Origin of the sequence: Arthrobacter sp. BE255, from assembly GCF_031457335.1 — a bacterium.
GTDB lineage: Bacteria > Actinomycetota > Actinomycetes > Actinomycetales > Micrococcaceae > Arthrobacter.
Genome location: NZ_JAVDWK010000004.1, coordinates 90,507 through 106,422 on the forward strand (window position 1 = coordinate 90,507; position 15,916 = coordinate 106,422).

15 protein-coding genes and 2 pseudogenes are annotated in these 15,916 nt (G+C 62.3%); 5 read left to right on the plus strand and 12 right to left on the minus strand.

The genetic code is table 11. The features are described from left to right. Nucleotides 1–195: 195 nt before the first annotated feature. From J2X42_RS09155 to J2X42_RS09165, 3 genes are all read right to left on the minus strand, one after another. Complete coding sequence (locus tag J2X42_RS09155) at nucleotides 196–1,017, minus strand: SDR family oxidoreductase (protein ID WP_310164434.1); 822 nt, start codon at nucleotides 1,015–1,017, stop codon at nucleotides 196–198. Between the two features lie 107 nt (nucleotides 1,018–1,124). Then, nucleotides 1,125–1,550: an Rrf2 family transcriptional regulator gene (locus J2X42_RS09160; protein WP_310164435.1), complete on the minus strand. Its 426-nt coding sequence runs from the start codon at nucleotides 1,548–1,550 to the stop codon at nucleotides 1,125–1,127. Between the two features lie 100 nt (nucleotides 1,551–1,650). Continuing rightward, the gene (locus J2X42_RS09165; RefSeq protein WP_310164438.1) at nucleotides 1,651–2,187 is read right to left on the minus strand and encodes a TetR/AcrR family transcriptional regulator; all 537 of its coding nucleotides are present in this window, start codon (nucleotides 2,185–2,187) and stop codon (nucleotides 1,651–1,653) included. Between the two features lie 133 nt (nucleotides 2,188–2,320). Here J2X42_RS09165 and J2X42_RS09170 point away from each other — a divergent pair, with 133 nt between their 5' ends. Then, nucleotides 2,321–2,974: an NAD(P)H-dependent oxidoreductase gene (locus tag J2X42_RS09170; protein ID WP_310164439.1), complete on the plus strand. Its 654-nt coding sequence runs from the start codon at nucleotides 2,321–2,323 to the stop codon at nucleotides 2,972–2,974. Here the strand turns inward: J2X42_RS09170 and J2X42_RS23370 are convergent. Further along, complete coding sequence (locus J2X42_RS23370; protein WP_396134052.1) at nucleotides 2,865–3,383, minus strand: SDR family oxidoreductase; 519 nt, start codon at nucleotides 3,381–3,383, stop codon at nucleotides 2,865–2,867. The genes J2X42_RS09170 and J2X42_RS23370 overlap by 110 nt on opposite strands. A gap of 719 nt (nucleotides 3,384–4,102) precedes the next feature. Then, a pseudogene (locus J2X42_RS23375) lies at nucleotides 4,103–4,500 on the minus strand (winged helix-turn-helix transcriptional regulator). A gap of 125 nt (nucleotides 4,501–4,625) precedes the next feature. Here J2X42_RS23375 and J2X42_RS09185 point away from each other — a divergent pair. Next, nucleotides 4,626–5,483 carry an SDR family oxidoreductase gene (locus tag J2X42_RS09185; protein WP_310164442.1) on the plus strand — a complete coding sequence of 286 codons (858 nt, stop codon included), beginning with the start codon at nucleotides 4,626–4,628 and terminating at the stop codon, nucleotides 5,481–5,483. Nucleotides 5,484–6,002: 519 nt separating this feature from the next. Here the strand turns inward: J2X42_RS09185 and J2X42_RS09190 are convergent. The 6 genes and pseudogenes from J2X42_RS09190 to J2X42_RS09215 form a co-directional block, all read right to left on the minus strand. Beyond that, nucleotides 6,003–6,404, minus strand: coding sequence for an FCD domain-containing protein (locus tag J2X42_RS09190; RefSeq protein WP_396134053.1), 402 nt, complete (start codon nucleotides 6,402–6,404; stop codon nucleotides 6,003–6,005). A gap of 59 nt (nucleotides 6,405–6,463) precedes the next feature. Beyond that, nucleotides 6,464–6,792, minus strand: a pseudogene (locus tag J2X42_RS09195) (alpha-ketoacid dehydrogenase subunit beta); the annotation flags it as partial. Beyond that, nucleotides 6,792–8,069, minus strand: coding sequence for a pyruvate dehydrogenase (acetyl-transferring) E1 component subunit alpha (pdhA, locus tag J2X42_RS09200; RefSeq protein ID WP_310164446.1), 1,278 nt, complete (start codon nucleotides 8,067–8,069; stop codon nucleotides 6,792–6,794). The gene pdhA and the pseudogene J2X42_RS09195, both read right to left, overlap by 1 nt. Before the next feature lie 278 nt (nucleotides 8,070–8,347). Then, on the minus strand, nucleotides 8,348–9,169 hold the full coding sequence (locus tag J2X42_RS09205; protein WP_310164434.1) for an SDR family oxidoreductase: 822 nt from the start codon (nucleotides 9,167–9,169) through the stop codon (nucleotides 8,348–8,350). Between the two features lie 107 nt (nucleotides 9,170–9,276). Then, the gene (locus J2X42_RS09210; RefSeq protein WP_310164435.1) at nucleotides 9,277–9,702 is read right to left on the minus strand and encodes an Rrf2 family transcriptional regulator; all 426 of its coding nucleotides are present in this window, start codon (nucleotides 9,700–9,702) and stop codon (nucleotides 9,277–9,279) included. 100 nt (nucleotides 9,703–9,802) lie between these two features. After that, a complete protein-coding gene (locus J2X42_RS09215) occupies nucleotides 9,803–10,339 on the minus strand; it encodes a TetR/AcrR family transcriptional regulator (RefSeq protein ID WP_310164438.1) in 537 nt (178 codons plus the stop codon). A 112-nt stretch (nucleotides 10,340–10,451) separates the two neighbouring features. Between J2X42_RS09215 and J2X42_RS09220 the strand changes: the two genes are divergently transcribed. From J2X42_RS09220 to J2X42_RS09230, 3 genes are all read left to right on the plus strand, one after another. Beyond that, nucleotides 10,452–11,309, plus strand: coding sequence for an MBL fold metallo-hydrolase (locus J2X42_RS09220; protein WP_310164447.1), 858 nt, complete (start codon nucleotides 10,452–10,454; stop codon nucleotides 11,307–11,309). 121 nt (nucleotides 11,310–11,430) lie between these two features. After that, complete coding sequence (locus J2X42_RS09225) at nucleotides 11,431–12,309, plus strand: NAD(P)H-binding protein (RefSeq protein WP_310164449.1); 879 nt, start codon at nucleotides 11,431–11,433, stop codon at nucleotides 12,307–12,309. 1,165 nt (nucleotides 12,310–13,474) lie between these two features. Next, nucleotides 13,475–14,620, plus strand: a complete 1,146-nt coding sequence (locus J2X42_RS09230) for a serine hydrolase domain-containing protein (protein WP_310164451.1) — start codon at nucleotides 13,475–13,477, stop codon at nucleotides 14,618–14,620. A 53-nt stretch (nucleotides 14,621–14,673) separates the two neighbouring features. On the opposite strand, the gene J2X42_RS09235 is transcribed toward J2X42_RS09230, so the two are convergent. After that, nucleotides 14,674–15,702: a LacI family DNA-binding transcriptional regulator gene (locus J2X42_RS09235; protein ID WP_310164453.1), complete on the minus strand. Its 1,029-nt coding sequence runs from the start codon at nucleotides 15,700–15,702 to the stop codon at nucleotides 14,674–14,676. Between the last annotated feature and the right edge of the window lie 214 nt (nucleotides 15,703–15,916).

Genomic DNA, 15,916 nt, shown 5'->3' on the forward strand with positions numbered 1-15,916 from the left:
ACCAGGGTGAGCAAACTCAGCGCCGCGTTCGCCGCCGCCGTTGACGGTGTCCATGTGGTCCGGCGTTGCGCGGAGTTCGCGCCATCGCTCAGACCCGCTAAAGAAGATCGACGCATGCCCGGGGAGAATCCTACAAACGCAGATGACTCGTCGCGGAAAGGGGTGCCCGGGGCGAAAGACGCCCCGGGCTGAGGCTCAGCGCGGGTGATGCTGTGTGACCAGCTTCCCGAGGCGTCGGAGACCGATCGCGTCTGCGATGGTTGGTGATACGGCGTTCACCGCCGACATCATCCGGAGCATTCCGCCGCCCATGACGTGCAACGGACGTCGGGTTCGGATGGTGGTGAGGATTTCGCGCGCAACCTGCTCGGGCTCGACGAGAGAGACCCCCGCCTTGCGCCACATGTCGAAGAATGCCGACTCCGACTCGGTGTTGGCGGGCGCCGGGCCGAAGAAGGAAAGAGACACATCGGTCCCGGCGAGCTCGCGGTTGGATGCTTGCACGTAGCCTGCCAGCGCGCCGCGGGTTGCTGCGTAGGCGCTCATCATCGGGAGCCCCACCCGGCCGTCCATGGCGCCGCCGAGGTGGACGATGACACTGCCGCCGGCTTGTTTGAGCATTCCCGGCAGGAAAGCCTGGGTCGCGAAAATCGGCCCCTTCACGTTGACCGAGAGCAGCGAATCGATATCTGCCGGCGTGTACTCGTCGATTGCCTTGCGCGGAGAGATGCCCGCGAGGTTCACCACCGCGTCGATCCGGCCGAGGTGATCGAAGGACTTGGCCGCGAGCTTCTCGAGGCTCGCCGGATCGGAGACGTCGGCGCGCACATAGATGGCCGAACCGTCCTTGCGACCCGTCAGTGCTGCGGCATCGTTCTCACTCCGCGCGGCAAGCACCAACCGGAAGCCCTCGTTTGCCAGAAGCCTGGCCAGCGCATGACCGAACCCTCCGGTCACACCAATCAGCACCGCAGTAGGCGCGCCGCTCGCTCCGCCACTTCTGTTCATTCCGGACATCTTTTGTTCCCTTCATGTGTATTAGATACCACACAAGTATCTAAATTGGTTAAAAAAACTAAATTGGTTAAATAAATAGGTGAGGCGTGCCTCGGTCGGATCAGGGGTTAGATGGGCCGAGCCCTGATCTTCGCGACCACGTCCGCCAGTGAGGTTCTCCGCAGTTCTCCTTCGAGGACTACCTGCGCTTCAGCCCGCACTTCACCCAGAACGTCCTTGATGTTGCGGCTCACGACACAGTCGCCCCTCGCGGGATAGGTGTGGATAGCAAACGGCTCCGGCGGCGTGACAGCAGAGTAGATGTCCAAGAGAGAGATGCTTTCGGGATCCCTCGCCAAGGCGTACCCGCCGGACTTTCCGACAGTCGAATCCACCAGGTTCGCCTTCGACAGCTTGACGAGGATTCTCTTGACGAAAACAGGGTTCGCGTTCACGCTGCCCGCGAGATGTTCAGACGTGAACGTTCCGTTGAAGTGCGCTATCGCCGCCAGCACATGCACGGCGATGGAGAACTGGGTATTCGCGCCGGGCATATTTCGATACTACAGCAGTATCTATTCTCGCGCAATCGAACATGCTCAACTCCGATCCCTCGCGCGGCACGGCGCCCACGCCCCGCGGGATCCGCCCCTGTCAGCTGAGGCGTGCTTCAACGAGGTCGAGCGGGTCACTGCTTCGCCATGCGCGGGCCAGGATGACGGCACCTTCTGCGGCGATCACGAGGAGCGTGGCGCGTTGCGCCGCCTCGGCCGGCTCGACTCCAACCTGTTCGAGCCGAGCGGCAAGCGCCTCGCCTGTGGCGGTGAAAGCAGCCTGGGCCCGGTCCAGGATCACGGGGTCGCGTCCACCAGTCGTGACCCCGGCCATCGCACAGCCCGCACGAAAGTCTGTTCCCTCGACCACCCTGCGCCAGATGTCGATATAGCCGGAGACCACCTCCTGCGGAGTCCGCGCAGGAATCTCGTTGATCCGGTCTTGCATCCACTGCAGGGAGTGGTCGAGGGCGAGTTCGACCAGTTCGACGCGGCCGCGGGGGAAGTGATGGTAGACGGAGCCGCGCGGCGCCCCGGTACGCGCAAGTACTTCGCGGGTCGACATGCCCTCAAGTCCTCGCTCGGCGATCAGGAACCACGCCGCCTTGATCATCGCCTCGCGCACGCTCTCTGCCATACGGACCATCCTTTCTCATCGGGCCGCGGCTCTCCAATCGCGCGTCTATGGTATGTTACATAGCATAGCGGGTCGCTTGGACCCTGACCAGCCGCACGAATCTGTTGCCCTACGAAAGACCAAGGAGCCCCACATGGCCACCCTCCTCCACCTCGACTCCTCCATCAACGACAACGACAACTCCGCGTCCCGCGCTCTCACCGCCCTCTTCCGTCAGGCGTGGGAGAGGGAGCACCCGGAGGGCAAGGTGATCTACCGCGATCTCGCCGCCGAGCCACTGCCCCACATCGACACCGCCGCGCACTACGCGTGGTTCACCTCCGAGGGCGAGCAGAGCCCCGAGCAGCAGGCCGCCTACGCTCTGCGCATCCAGCTCATCGAGGAACTGGAGGAGGCGGACGCCATCGTCATCGGCGCCCCGATGTACAACTACTCGGTGCCCTCCACAGTGAAGGCGTGGATTGACCACGTCTCCGCCGCGGCCCGCACGATCCTAGCCGAGCACCGCACCGCCGCGGGCAAGCCGATCACGGTCGTCACCAGCCGGGGCGGCTCCTACGCCCCCGGCACCCCGCAGGAGGGCAACGACTACGTCCAGAACTACCTGGAGGCCGTGCTCGGTGGCCTGCTCGGCATGAAGATCGACTTCATCACCCCCGAGCTGACGCTGGCCCCGGTCAACCCGGCGATGTCCGAGCTGATCCCCCTCTTCGAGCAGTCCCGCGGCAAATCCCGCGAGGAGGCTGAGGCCAAGGGCAAGGCCATCGCCGCCCAGGTCGCTGCCTGAGCCGGGCGTTTCGCGCAGAGCGGCTCTGCTCGTCAGAGCACAGCCACAGCGCGGCCTCGGCGACCTCCTCGGCGTGGCCGATCCGTCCGAGCGGCACGGCTGCCGCTGCACCGGCTTGAGCGGCCCCTCCCGCCTCAGCAAGCCGGTCGGTGAGGATCGGGCCTGGCGTGATTGCATTGACGCTGATGCCTGATGCCGCGTAGTCGAGAGCGGCGGCGCGGGTCAGGAATCCGACGCCGAACTTACTGGCCACGTAGCCCTCAGTCCGGCGACGCCCTGCTCGCCTGCGGTCGAGGACACGTTCACGATTGCTGCACCATCTGGGGCGATTGACCGCGATCGCGCTGTCGAACTGCTTCGCTGGTCCACTCGGCCAGCGAAGCAGGCGGTCGGCCTCCGCCCGCGGCATTGTTAACGGCGGCGTCGAGCGGATGTTTCCGCATCCGGCTGCACCGAAGCTGCTGCGTCTTGGCCCGCAGGTTCCGCCGCTTCTTGGATTGCCGTTGCTGCTACCTCAGCAGTTTCAGCCCCGGGAACGCCAAGCTCGATGGCATGAGCTGCCACAGGCGCTACAAGTGAAATGGCTAGTACCGAAGCAGCAGTAAACATGGATAGTGGCATGAGTTTCATGCGTTCCCCAATCACGACTCAGAGCGGAATGTCCGTTCACCTCTAAAGACACGCCGGGCATCGGATCGTGACGGGCGTCACTTCCCTCGCCAGGCGACTGAATGCCATGGAGGTTGATCGGGTTCGGAACCGCGGCAGCGGCAGCAACGACGGCATTCGCGTCAGACTGAACCGCTTAAGAAACAACACGCACGATCGCTGGTGGTCCTGGGTCAAGCCGTCCTGGTGGTCCTGGGTCAAGCCGTCCTGGTGGTCCTGAATGAGGTTGACATGATCAAAACTCCGACTCTGCTGGACGCCGTTTCTGGCACACCCGCTGTGGTTTTCGGCGATAAACGGCGACTTTTTCACGGGTGCTATTTGGCGCTTCGGGTGGCGCTGTACCGACAGTGCGGACTAGTTTCGGACACCCCGCTCCCGGAGGGTCTCCACATCTTCCCGAGATGGGCGGACAGGTTCCAGGCGCGCCTCTGCAGGGACACATCCCCTCATCAGGTACTACTCAGCCGGCTGGTTCTCTGTGACCTGGCCCGTTACCCATCGGACCAGCGGAATCAGAAGCTCACTCAGTTCCGACCCGCTATTCGTGAGGCTGTACTCCACGAAGGGCGGGACCACTTGTCTGACGTCGCGGCGGACCAGGCCGTCGGCTTCGAGGGTACGGAGGGTTTGCCCCAGCATTTTTCACTGATTCCGCCTACTGTGCGCGAAAGCTCGGTCCACCGGAGCGTGCCAGTGGACAGGGCCAAAATGACCAATGTTCCCCACTTGTTGGTGACATGGGTCAGCAAAGTCCTTGAGGGGCATTGCGCTGCAAAGACGTTGTCTCCAAAGCCTTCGATGATGCTCTCCGTGCCGGGAACGGCCAAGGCATTTGGCAATTGGTTGAGGGGCATAAAAACGAACTTACCAAAAAGTGCGTACAGATGTTTTGGAATGTACCGGAAATACCCGCGGTTATCAGAAGTGATCGAGCGGTTCGATCGCTTGAATAAGCCCCCATCAAAAAAGGAAGACGCACATGTCAATCGTCATCACCGGTGCTACCGGACAACTCGGAAAACTCGTTATCGACAGCCTGCTTGACCTCGGCATCGCTCCGGAGGAACTTGTAGCCGGAGGCCGGAACCAGGAAAAACTGACGGACCTGTATGAGCCCAAGGGAGTGCGGACTGCCCGGATCGATTTCAATGATGCAGATTCTCTGGGTTCAGTTTTCCAGACCGGCGACAGGGTCCTGCTGGTCTCCGGCACCGAGGTGGGAAAGCGCGTGGAACAGCACATAAACGTCATCGACGTAGCCCGCAAGGCCGGCGTCGACCAACTCGTCTACACCAGCGCACCCAAGGCAGACACCACAACCCTGGTCGTGGCCCCTGAACACAAGGCCACGGAAGAAGCACTCATCGCCTCCGGTGTTCCCTACACAATCCTCCGCAACGGCTGGTACACCGAGAACTATGCAGCTGCCCTGGAGCAGGCCCGCCACACCGGAAAGCTTGTGGCCAGTGCCGGCACCGGGAAAGTGGCCAGTGCCGCCTGCTCCGACTTCGCCGCCGCCGCGGCCACCGTCCTCACCACCGACGGCCACCACAACACGGTCTACGAATTGACCGGAGATGTCGCCTGGGACTTCGAAGAGCTTGCCCAAGCTATCGGCACAGTCCTGGGCCGTGAGGTCACTTACGAAGCCGTGGATCCCGCCCAGCACCTGGCGATCCTCACGGGTGCAGGGCTGGACGAACAAACGGCCGGCTTCCTCGTGGCACTCGACGGAAACATCCGCGACGGCGAATTGGCCTTCGTCACGGGCGACCTGTCCCGACTGACGGGTCGCGCAACTGTGCCGCTGGTCGACGCACTGTCGTCGCTGGCCTGACCTGCCCCAACCCTTGCGCGAACTGGCGGTTAATGCCCGCAGTCGTGAGGTTCGTTGGCACAATTGCCGGTTCGCGCGGGACCCGCCCTCCTCACGGATCCAGCCTTTCACCCGTATTTCCCCTCTGGCGGACGTAACGGGATTGGCCGTAGTCCTAGTGGTCTCCTGAAGGCAATGAAGAGAGCCCGTTCCGGCTCGCAGGGGGCTCTCTGCGGCTACGGCGCTGGCCCTTTCGTCTTCCGGCCGTTCAGTTCAATTAGCGCAGGTCACTCCCTATACTCCCCACCTGATCCTGGTGTCACGGAATTAGCAGGGAGACGGTTTACTAGTACCTGCGCCAAGCCAGGCCAGCCGGAACCCTCTCCCCCGCCGAGCCGCCCTCCTTGCCGTAGCTTACGGAATCACGGTTATCGGCGTTGGTTGAGGGAGCAGGAGGACGGGGAATTGCCCTTTGTCGGCGCCTCAGGTGCAACTTTGGTTCGACAGCTACCGGCACGTGGTGGATGTTTCGGCACCTTCTTACAAGTTAACCTTCATGCCCTCAGGCTTGTGACAAAACCAAGCCTGTTTTAGAACCACTGGTTTTGGTTGATTCGCGAGAGTTTTCTCGCTGGCCACGCTGGACAGGTGGTCTCTCAGATGGGAAGAGGCTTCCTTGAGTTCACCGGCGAGCAGCAGTTTGGCCAAGCCGACATGCTCCTCACACCGGACTAGGGCCCGTTCGGGGACCAGGGCCTGACGATATTCGATGAGCCGGCGGAGCCGGTTGATGCGAGCCAGGCTCTCGATAAAGAAGTCATTATTGCTGCACTGGACAAGCGTCTCGTGGAACCGGGTATTGAGATCAAAGAGCTCTGAGCCTGAGATGGCCCAGATCCTGCCATCGACCAGTTCCTGCTGCTCGAGCATTCGCTCGCCCACGGCTTCCCGGTCCAGGACGAACGTGTGCTCCAGGATGGACGCGGGCTCAACGACAAGGCGGAAATGTTGCCGTTGCTGCGCGCGTGCATCTTGGCCAGCTGGGTGGTGATCTGGTTGAAGCCCGGGAAAACGAATCCGTCGAACTGGATTTCACAGACCGGGGTGTAGCCGCGCAGTGCGAGGCCGATGGCGCTGCCGGTTATGCCGGATTCGGCCAGCGGGTGTCCACTACGCGGTCCGGGCCGAACTCGCCGATCAGCCCGCCCGTCACGCGGTGCACGCCGCCCAGGGCGCCGATGTCTTCACCCATCAGCAGCGACTTGGGGTTGTCAGTTAGTGCTGTGCGAAGGCCCTCGTTGATGGCCTTGGCGATAGTCATGGTGGTCATCAGTGGCCTGCCTCTTGGGATGCCTGCGCTGTTACTGCCTGCCGGGCGGGTTCTTCTTCAGTTGCAAAACCCGCTGAGTACTCCTCGAACCAGGCCAGTTCCTCTGCCACCAGCGGGTGGGCTTCCACATAAGTGTTGGCGAAGGCGGACCGGATATCCGGGGTTTCCAGGTCATGGGTGGTGCGCCGGACGTAGGCTGCGAGCTCGTCACCGTCAGCTTTCACCTTGGCGAAGAACGCCTCGTCGGCCAGGCCTTCGGCGCGCAGGTACTTCTCCAGGCGCATCAGCGGATCCTTGGCCCGCCAGGCGTCCTCCTCCGCCGACTCGCGGTACTTGGTGGGGTCGTCGGCCGTCGTGTGAGCGCCAACCCTGTAGGTGAAGGCCTCGATCAAGACGGGTCCCTTGCCCTGGCGTGCGTGCTCCAGTGCCCACTCGGTGACGGCGTGCACGGCAATGACGTCGTTGCCGTCCACTCGGATGCCGGGGAACCCGTACCCCTTGGCCCGGTTGGACAGCGGCACCCGCGTTTGCACGTTGGTAGGGACGGAGATGGCCCAGTGGTTGTTCTGGCAGAAGAATACAACCGGCGCGTTGTAGGAGGAGGCGAACACCATGGACTCGTGGACGTCACCCTCCGAGCTGGCGCCGTCGCCGAAGTAGGCGATCACCGCGGCGTCCGGGGCGGCAGCCCCGTTGTCCTGACCGTCGGAGCGGACTGCCGCGGCACTGGAGGCTGCAAGCTTCTGGTCCCGCTGAATGCCCATGGCGTAGCCCACCGCGTGGAGCGTCTGAGCCGCCAGGACCATGGTGTAGAGGTGGAAGTTGGTGTCCTTCGGGTTCCATCCACCGTTGGACACCCCGCGAAACAGGCGCAGGAGCTCAGCCAGATCCACGTTCCTCGTCAGCGCCACCCCGTGTTCACGGTAAGTGGGGAAGATGTAGTCCTGCGGCTGGCTGGCACGGCCCGAACCGATCTGGGCGGCTTCCTGCCCGGTCAAGGGCACCCACAGAACCAGCTGTCCCTGACGCTGCAGGGCGGTGGCCTCCACGTCGAACCGGCGGATGGCAGCCATATCCGCATAAAATCCGCGCAGGGCATCCGGCGTCAGCCTGCTGGCGTACTCGCTGAATACCGGATCGGAACCCAGCTTTCCGTCCGGCCCCAGCAGCTGCACCATCTGGGCCGGGGGCTCGCCCATAACGACTTCCGCATCAAATTGCCGCTGGTCGTCAATCGCTGTTCCGTCGAACTCGGTGGAAGGCAGATGTGTGCCCATACCGTCTCCTTGCTTGCCGCATCGGATGCAATGCAATGTCGCTGTGATATATGCCTTACAGGAAATACATTCCGGCGCGGCATATAGATGGAATACTGATGTTACGAATTCACGTGGCGGGAAACAGGCCGTCGAGCCACTCATTGCGCTCCGGTTTACCCGCGAGGGACTCGCTCACTCGCCGGGAAGATCGACGCATGCCCGGGGAGAATCCTACAAACGCAGATGACTCGTCGCGGAAAGGGGTGCCCGGGGCGAAAGACGCCCCGGGCTGAGGCTCAGCGCGGGTGATGCTGTGTGACCAGCTTCCCGAGGCGTCGGAGACCGATCGCGTCTGCGATGGTTGGTGATACGGCGTTCACCGCCGACATCATCCGGAGCATTCCGCCGCCCATGACGTGCAACGGACGTCGGGTTCGGATGGTGGTGAGGATTTCGCGCGCAACCTGCTCGGGCTCGACGAGAGAGACCCCCGCCTTGCGCCACATGTCGAAGAATGCCGACTCCGACTCGGTGTTGGCGGGCGCCGGGCCGAAGAAGGAAAGAGACACATCGGTCCCGGCGAGCTCGCGGTTGGATGCTTGCACGTAGCCTGCCAGCGCGCCGCGGGTTGCTGCGTAGGCGCTCATCATCGGGAGCCCCACCCGGCCGTCCATGGCGCCGCCGAGGTGGACGATGACACTGCCGCCGGCTTGTTTGAGCATTCCCGGCAGGAAAGCCTGGGTCGCGAAAATCGGCCCCTTCACGTTGACCGAGAGCAGCGAATCGATATCTGCCGGCGTGTACTCGTCGATTGCCTTGCGCGGAGAGATGCCCGCGAGGTTCACCACCGCGTCGATCCGGCCGAGGTGATCGAAGGACTTGGCCGCGAGCTTCTCGAGGCTCGCCGGATCGGAGACGTCGGCGCGCACATAGATGGCCGAACCGTCCTTGCGACCCGTCAGTGCTGCGGCATCGTTCTCACTCCGCGCGGCAAGCACCAACCGGAAGCCCTCGTTTGCCAGAAGCCTGGCCAGCGCATGACCGAACCCTCCGGTCACACCAATCAGCACCGCAGTAGGCGCGCCGCTCGCTCCGCCACTTCTGTTCATTCCGGACATCTTTTGTTCCCTTCATGTGTATTAGATACCACACAAGTATCTAAATTGGTTAAAAAAACTAAATTGGTTAAATAAATAGGTGAGGCGTGCCTCGGTCGGATCAGGGGTTAGATGGGCCGAGCCCTGATCTTCGCGACCACGTCCGCCAGTGAGGTTCTCCGCAGTTCTCCTTCGAGGACTACCTGCGCTTCAGCCCGCACTTCACCCAGAACGTCCTTGATGTTGCGGCTCACGACACAGTCGCCCCTCGCGGGATAGGTGTGGATAGCAAACGGCTCCGGCGGCGTGACAGCAGAGTAGATGTCCAAGAGAGAGATGCTTTCGGGATCCCTCGCCAAGGCGTACCCGCCGGACTTTCCGACAGTCGAATCCACCAGGTTCGCCTTCGACAGCTTGACGAGGATTCTCTTGACGAAAACAGGGTTCGCGTTCACGCTGCCCGCGAGATGTTCAGACGTGAACGTTCCGTTGAAGTGCGCTATCGCCGCCAGCACATGCACGGCGATGGAGAACTGGGTATTCGCGCCGGGCATATTTCGATACTACAGCAGTATCTATTCTCGCGCAATCGAACATGCTCAACTCCGATCCCTCGCGCGGCACGGCGCCCACGCCCCGCGGGATCCGCCCCTGTCAGCTGAGGCGTGCTTCAACGAGGTCGAGCGGGTCACTGCTTCGCCATGCGCGGGCCAGGATGACGGCACCTTCTGCGGCGATCACGAGGAGCGTGGCGCGTTGCGCCGCCTCGGCCGGCTCGACTCCAACCTGTTCGAGCCGAGCGGCAAGCGCCTCGCCTGTGGCGGTGAAAGCAGCCTGGGCCCGGTCCAGGATCACGGGGTCGCGTCCACCAGTCGTGACCCCGGCCATCGCACAGCCCGCACGAAAGTCTGTTCCCTCGACCACCCTGCGCCAGATGTCGATATAGCCGGAGACCACCTCCTGCGGAGTCCGCGCAGGAATCTCGTTGATCCGGTCTTGCATCCACTGCAGGGAGTGGTCGAGGGCGAGTTCGACCAGTTCGACGCGGCCGCGGGGGAAGTGATGGTAGACGGAGCCGCGCGGCGCCCCGGTACGCGCAAGTACTTCGCGGGTCGACATGCCCTCAAGTCCTCGCTCGGCGATCAGGAACCACGCCGCCTTGATCATCGCCTCGCGCACGCTCTCTGCCATACGGACCATCCTTTCTCATCGGGCCGCGGCTCTCCAATCGCGCGTCTATGGTATGTTACATAGCATAGCGGGTCGCATTGGACCCTGACCAGCACTTCCGGAGGTATTTACCATGGACTCGAACGATCTCACCGTCGATGTCTACGTTGCGCCGATGCGCCCCTTCGCGGGCTCGCCAGCGCGAGGGCCGGGCGACGACCCGATGTGGTCGCCCATGAGCAGTACCCTGATCGCCGGTGCCGAGGAAGCCATCCTCGTCGACACGCTCGTCACCCGTGACCAAGTCGACTCGCTCGCTGACTGGGTACGGGGCTTCAAAAAGCGCATCACCGGTGTCTACATCACCCACGGTCACCAGGACCACTGGATCGGCCTCGCCCGCCTCCAGGAACACTTTCCCGAGGCTCGCGGCATCGCCACCGCCGAGGTGGTCGAACGTGCTCGGTTCGAGGCCAGCGACCCTAGCGTGTCGGCGTACTGGAAGGCGAGCTTCCCGGGCGAGCTGCCGCAGACCGCGGTACTGCCGGAGCCCCTGAGCGGCACCCAGTTCGAGCTGGAAGGTCAGATCCTGCGAGCCGTCTCATTGAGTCAGGGGGATACCGAGTTCTCCACAGTGCTTCATGTGCCGTCAGCTGCGGCTGTGATCGGGGGCGACGTCGTCTACAACGGCGTGCACATGATGACCGCGGAAACTGACGAGCAGAGCCGAGAAGCGTGGATCTCCAGCCTAAATGCCGTCGCCGCCCTGAACCCGAAGGTCGTCGTCGCGGGACACAAGAGCGTTGGCGCACCAGACCTGCCCGAGAGCATCGGCGCGAGCCAACAGTATCTACGCGACTTCAGCCGCATCGTCAACGAGGGTGGCGGCGCCGAGGACATCGTCAACGCGATGCTCGAGCTCCACGGCGACCGCGACAACCCCCGCACCCTATGGCACTCAGCCCGTACCGCCGTCGCCAAGCGAGGCTGAGCCGCCATCGCTGACGACGAACAGTCACCGGGAACGCGAACCACGCGTTTTTCTGCGGCCATGAGGAGGCGCACACCGCGCCCTCCCAGACCGTGACCACAAAAAGAAGGCAGGCATACACATGAATGACGTATCACCACGCAGGCTCGTTGCCGTCGCTGGCGCGACAGGTCGGGTCGGCAGCGTAATTGTCGAGGGACTTTCCGCTGGAGGAGCCACCGTACGTTCATTGAGTCGAACGCCGTCAGGTTTGGACACCGCAAACCCTCAGATCACAAACGTCCACATCGACTACGCGAACCCCAGCTCCATTGCATCCGCTGTCGAGGGGGCGAGCGTGCTGGTCATCTCCTTGGGCAGCTCCGACGACCAAGCCCACCAGGAGATAGCGCTGATCGACGCAGCCGTGCACGCCGGAGTCGAGCATGTGGTGAAGGTGAGCTCGTGGAGCTGGCCTTCCCGCATTCACCCACTGGACTGGCACCAGGAGGTAGAGGATCACCTCAGCAAGGTCGACATCGGCTACAGCCTGCTGCGACCCATGACCTTCACCGCCGTTATCGGCGCGCAGGCCGAACTCATCAAGAACAACCTGTGGGGCGGGGCGGCGGGGACTCGGCACGCAAACCTCATCGATGTCCGCGACGTTGCGGATGTGGCGACGCGCCTCATTCTGAGCGGCGAAGCGAGCGGCTCAAACCGTAGGGCCTATCACCTCACCGGGCCTGACGGGCTCGGCGTGGATGCCATCGCGGAGCACATCTCGCGAGCGATTGGGCGCACCGTGAAGTACACGCACCGAACCCCCGACGAACAGCGGGCTGCACTGCTGTCCCTCGGAATGTCCGAATGGACCGTTGAGCTCATTATCGGAATCGACGTCGAGTCTTTCGCGTCGGGCGCCAGCACCGAAAAGACCTCGACTGTTGAAACCGTGCTCGGGCGGCCGCCCCGCTCCATTCCCGACTGGATCACGGAAAACGCCGAACTCTTCCGGTAGCCAACACAGTCTCCAAGGCGCCGCTACGTAGCAATCAGTGCGCCGTTCAGGGCGGCCCCTTGGAGGCTGATGGGTTGTTCCCACAAGTCGAACGCGTCTATTGAATTCGTGCTGGGTGTGTTGGCGACATGTGTCGACGCGCTTGGAGACCTCCGCGCCTCGGGTTCCAACGAGCTGAGCGCCGAATAGCCGACCGTCTCTCATGTCTCCGGCAGTGCGGATGCTGATCGGCGTCGCTCCGGGTAATAACGCTTGTGATCATCCGCGATCGCGGTGCCGCTGTGCCGGGCGGATCCCGCGGGGCGAAGGTCTCCCGCGTTATGGACGATGCACAAGAGCGCACATCCCGAGCCCTCAGGACCCATCTCACTGTCAACATCTAGCACTCACACCTCCAGGGGCTACCCAGCACTGCTCAAAGGGACGTCCGAAACCGTCTCGGTTCGAAACTCCGAATCTGCTGGACGCCGTTTCTGGCACACCCGCTGGGGTTTTCGGCGATAAACGGTGACTTTTTCACGGCGCTATTTGGCGCTTCGGGTGGCGCTGTACCGACAGTGCGGACTAGCCCATACCAACCTTCAGTTCACTGAAAGGACCACCTTGCAGGTTAAGCTCTGCACACGATCGCCCTCGTCGTTCGAACTCATCAGGCGCCCTCTAGGACCGGGCCGCTGTCCAAAATGCTTGCTGAAAGGATTTAGTAGATCAATGAGAATACGGATGATTGAAAATGTCAACAAAAAGCTTGATGCATGGAACTGAAGTATGCGCTCCAGCACCTCCGTTCCGAGGGCGCGAGGACGCAAGGCGACAACATGAGAGCTCTCACCATCCAAGCTTTTGGTGAGAACCTCCGGCAGGGACGCTCTTCGTCGGCACATATCTAACAACGATTCCCCTGTGCACAACCATGGGGATCGCCCAATAAGAGGTACGTTGTCGGCCCTCGCACGCTCCAACCCTTAGTTCAAAATCCTGAGTTCGAAGGATCGGGAACGTCTAGCTAAATGCTTTTAGCACAGCTAAGGTGGGTTTACTCAGTTAGTGCGCCGTCCATGGGTAAGTGCGGACCGCACCTGGAAGCCTGCCTGTCTATGACGAGAGAGTGATGATCTTGAACGAAATGAGTTCCCTACAAGAAGCCAGTGAAAGGTCGGCACCTATGGGTTTTGTGGCCCCTGGTTTTGAGCAAGTTGGCGAAGCCTTCGGCGACGCTCTGGCCGGGTCGCACGGCCATGGATCGGCGTTGCATATCCGCCGGGGCGGCACTTGTGTGGTGGATCTGTGGGGTGGTCTCGCCCGCCGGGACGGGAGCCTGTGGCAGGCTGACACGACCTCGGTGGTTTTTTCCTGCACAAAGGCGCTGCTCGCAGTTCTGGTAGGTGAGCTTGTCAGGGAAGGCCGGCTTGACCTCGATGCGCCGGTGCGTGAGGTTTGGCCGGAGTTCGCCCAAAATGGCAAATCCGAGGTTCCAGTCCGGTGGCTGCTGTCCCATAAGGCAGGGCTGCCGGCCGTCCGGGAGGACCTGCAGATGAGTGCAGTGCTCGACTGGGACGTGATGGTCGATGTTCTTGCCCGTCAGGAGCCCCTCATGACCCCTGGTGAAGGGCATGTTTACCACGCCCTGACGTACGGCTGGCTGGTGGGCGAGGTTATTCGACGGGTTGCAGGAGTCTCTGTGGGAGAGTTTTTTGCCTCCCGCATCGCCGAGCCCTTGAAGGTCCGTGCTTGGATAGGGGCGCCGAAGCATGAACTCCCTGGTATCGCTGACCTCTTTAATGTGCCAGGGGCCATGCTCCCTTCGCTTCAGGACCCCGAGGTAGAGCGCTGGATGACCAGGGCCATGACGATGGGGCATGCCTTTCCTGCCGAGCTGGCCACACCGGATGATGGCTTCAATCGTGATGATGTGAGGATGGCTCAGGTCCCGGGGGCAGGGGGTGTGGCTAGTGCGCGGGCCATGGCGACCATTTGGAGTGCCACGGTTTCCGATGGGGAAGGGGTACGCCTGCTGGATGCTGATGTGATTGCCGAGATGACAAAAGAGCAGTCTGCGGGGACGCCCTTGTGGCCTTTCCCGGGCCCGCATCCGCGATGGGGGACGGGTTTCATGTTGAACTCTGAGAGGCGTCCCTTCCTGTCCGAGTCTTCCTTCGGGCACGACGGTGCCGGCGGACAGGTTACGTTCGCCGATCCTGTGCACGAGATCGGGTTTGCGTACCTGACCAACGACCTGCAGTCTGCCGACGATGAACGGGGCATCAAGCTGGTTCGGGCACTTCAGCAGAGCCTTAGAATCGGGGTCTGATTTCTCGTCTGCCGCGGCTGCATCCGCCCGGCCGTGCCGGGCGGATGCTCTCGTTAGGCGGCGGGCGGCGCAACCGAGTTTCTTAAGATGAGCGGCATCTCCATCAGGTGCTCAAGCCCGTCGGGTTTACCGAGTATCAGTTCGATGGCTTTTTCGCCCATGCGCTCGTGCGGTAGCCCTACGGTGGTCAGTCCCGGGCGTAGGTATGAGGCCAGTTCGTCATTGTCGAAAGAGACGACGGAAATGTCTGCCGGGACTGAGAGCCCATGGTCGGATATGGCCTGGTAGGCGCCGAAGGCCAGCCTGTCGTTCAGGCACAACAGAGCTGTGATGTCTTTGCGCTGCTCGAGCAGCGCAAAGACTGTCCGGTATCCGGCTTCCGGTTCCCACTCCCAAATCGACGCCTCGACGGTAAACCGTGCCTTTCTGACCGCCATTGCCTCACGGATCCCGCGGATTCGCCGGGCGATTGTTTCCGACCGGAATGTCCCCTGTTCCACGTCTTCATTGTGGCCAATCAAGGCGATGCCACGGTGGTGACCGGCGTCGAGAAGAACGTCGGCCGCCTTCCGTCCGCCCGCCTGCTCGTCCGGGAGGATGTGGGTGGAATGTGAAAGGCTGGTCGCATTTAGCAGGACGACGGGTTTTGCGGACGGAAAATCTGGGATGTAGAGCTCTCTGGACCGGGCCGAGGCAAAGATAATACCGTCGACCTCACGGTCCAGCGCGGCATCAATTGCCTGTATCTCCCGGGCAGGGAGGCCGCCAGTTTCCAGGACCATGACCACGTGCTGGACCCGCTGGGCCGCTTCCAGCACGCCCCGGATGAGTCCGTTGGCGAACCGAGTGGTGGCCACCAGATCCGAAATCAGGGCCAAACTCGAAGTCTTAGCGGTCCGCAGGCTCCGGGCCGCCATATTGGGCCGGTAACCGAGCTTGGCGGCGGCAGTCAATGCTTTTTCGTGTGCTTCGGCCGAGAGCCTGGCGTCCGTGCGCCCGTTGAGAATCTGTGAGACTGCAGTCGGCGACAGGCCGGCAAGCCGCGCGACGTCAGCTAGGGTCACACGTTTTGTATCTGCCACTGGACGACCCTTCCCACGCCTTCGCGGGGCAGAACGGGCGCCACCGCGTAAAACATTTTAGCAGTTCCGCCTTCCTCCCAGCTTAGGATGGGCCCGGGTGTTGCTAAATGCATTTAGCGGAGTCATACTGGTGTGGCGGCCGACACACCCATTAATGCCGTAATCAGACCCCGGTCAGAGGCGACCGGAAGAAACAGGAGAATGAGATGTTTGG

What these genes read in the sequence shown, in the direction of transcription:
- J2X42_RS09230 (WP_310164451.1), top strand. Translation starts at nt 13,475, where the DNA reads ATGGGTTTTGTGGCCCCTGGTTTTGAGCAAGTTGGCGAAGCCTTCGGC.
- J2X42_RS09170 (WP_310164439.1), top strand. Translation starts at nt 2,321, where the DNA reads ATGGCCACCCTCCTCCACCTCGACTCCTCCATCAACGACAACGACAAC.
- pdhA (WP_310164446.1), bottom strand. Translation starts at nt 8,069, where the DNA reads ATGGGCACACATCTGCCTTCCACCGAGTTCGACGGAACAGCGATTGAC.
- J2X42_RS09160 (WP_310164435.1), bottom strand. Translation starts at nt 1,550, where the DNA reads ATGCCCGGCGCGAATACCCAGTTCTCCATCGCCGTGCATGTGCTGGCG.
- J2X42_RS09220 (WP_310164447.1), top strand. Translation starts at nt 10,452, where the DNA reads ATGGACTCGAACGATCTCACCGTCGATGTCTACGTTGCGCCGATGCGC.
- J2X42_RS09215 (WP_310164438.1), bottom strand. Translation starts at nt 10,339, where the DNA reads ATGGCAGAGAGCGTGCGCGAGGCGATGATCAAGGCGGCGTGGTTCCTG.
- J2X42_RS09210 (WP_310164435.1), bottom strand. Translation starts at nt 9,702, where the DNA reads ATGCCCGGCGCGAATACCCAGTTCTCCATCGCCGTGCATGTGCTGGCG.
- J2X42_RS23370 (WP_396134052.1), bottom strand. Translation starts at nt 3,383, where the DNA reads ATGCCGCGGGCGGAGGCCGACCGCCTGCTTCGCTGGCCGAGTGGACCA.
- J2X42_RS09155 (WP_310164434.1), bottom strand. Translation starts at nt 1,017, where the DNA reads ATGTCCGGAATGAACAGAAGTGGCGGAGCGAGCGGCGCGCCTACTGCG.
- J2X42_RS09165 (WP_310164438.1), bottom strand. Translation starts at nt 2,187, where the DNA reads ATGGCAGAGAGCGTGCGCGAGGCGATGATCAAGGCGGCGTGGTTCCTG.
- J2X42_RS09225 (WP_310164449.1), top strand. Translation starts at nt 11,431, where the DNA reads ATGAATGACGTATCACCACGCAGGCTCGTTGCCGTCGCTGGCGCGACA.
- J2X42_RS09185 (WP_310164442.1), top strand. Translation starts at nt 4,626, where the DNA reads ATGTCAATCGTCATCACCGGTGCTACCGGACAACTCGGAAAACTCGTT.
- J2X42_RS09205 (WP_310164434.1), bottom strand. Translation starts at nt 9,169, where the DNA reads ATGTCCGGAATGAACAGAAGTGGCGGAGCGAGCGGCGCGCCTACTGCG.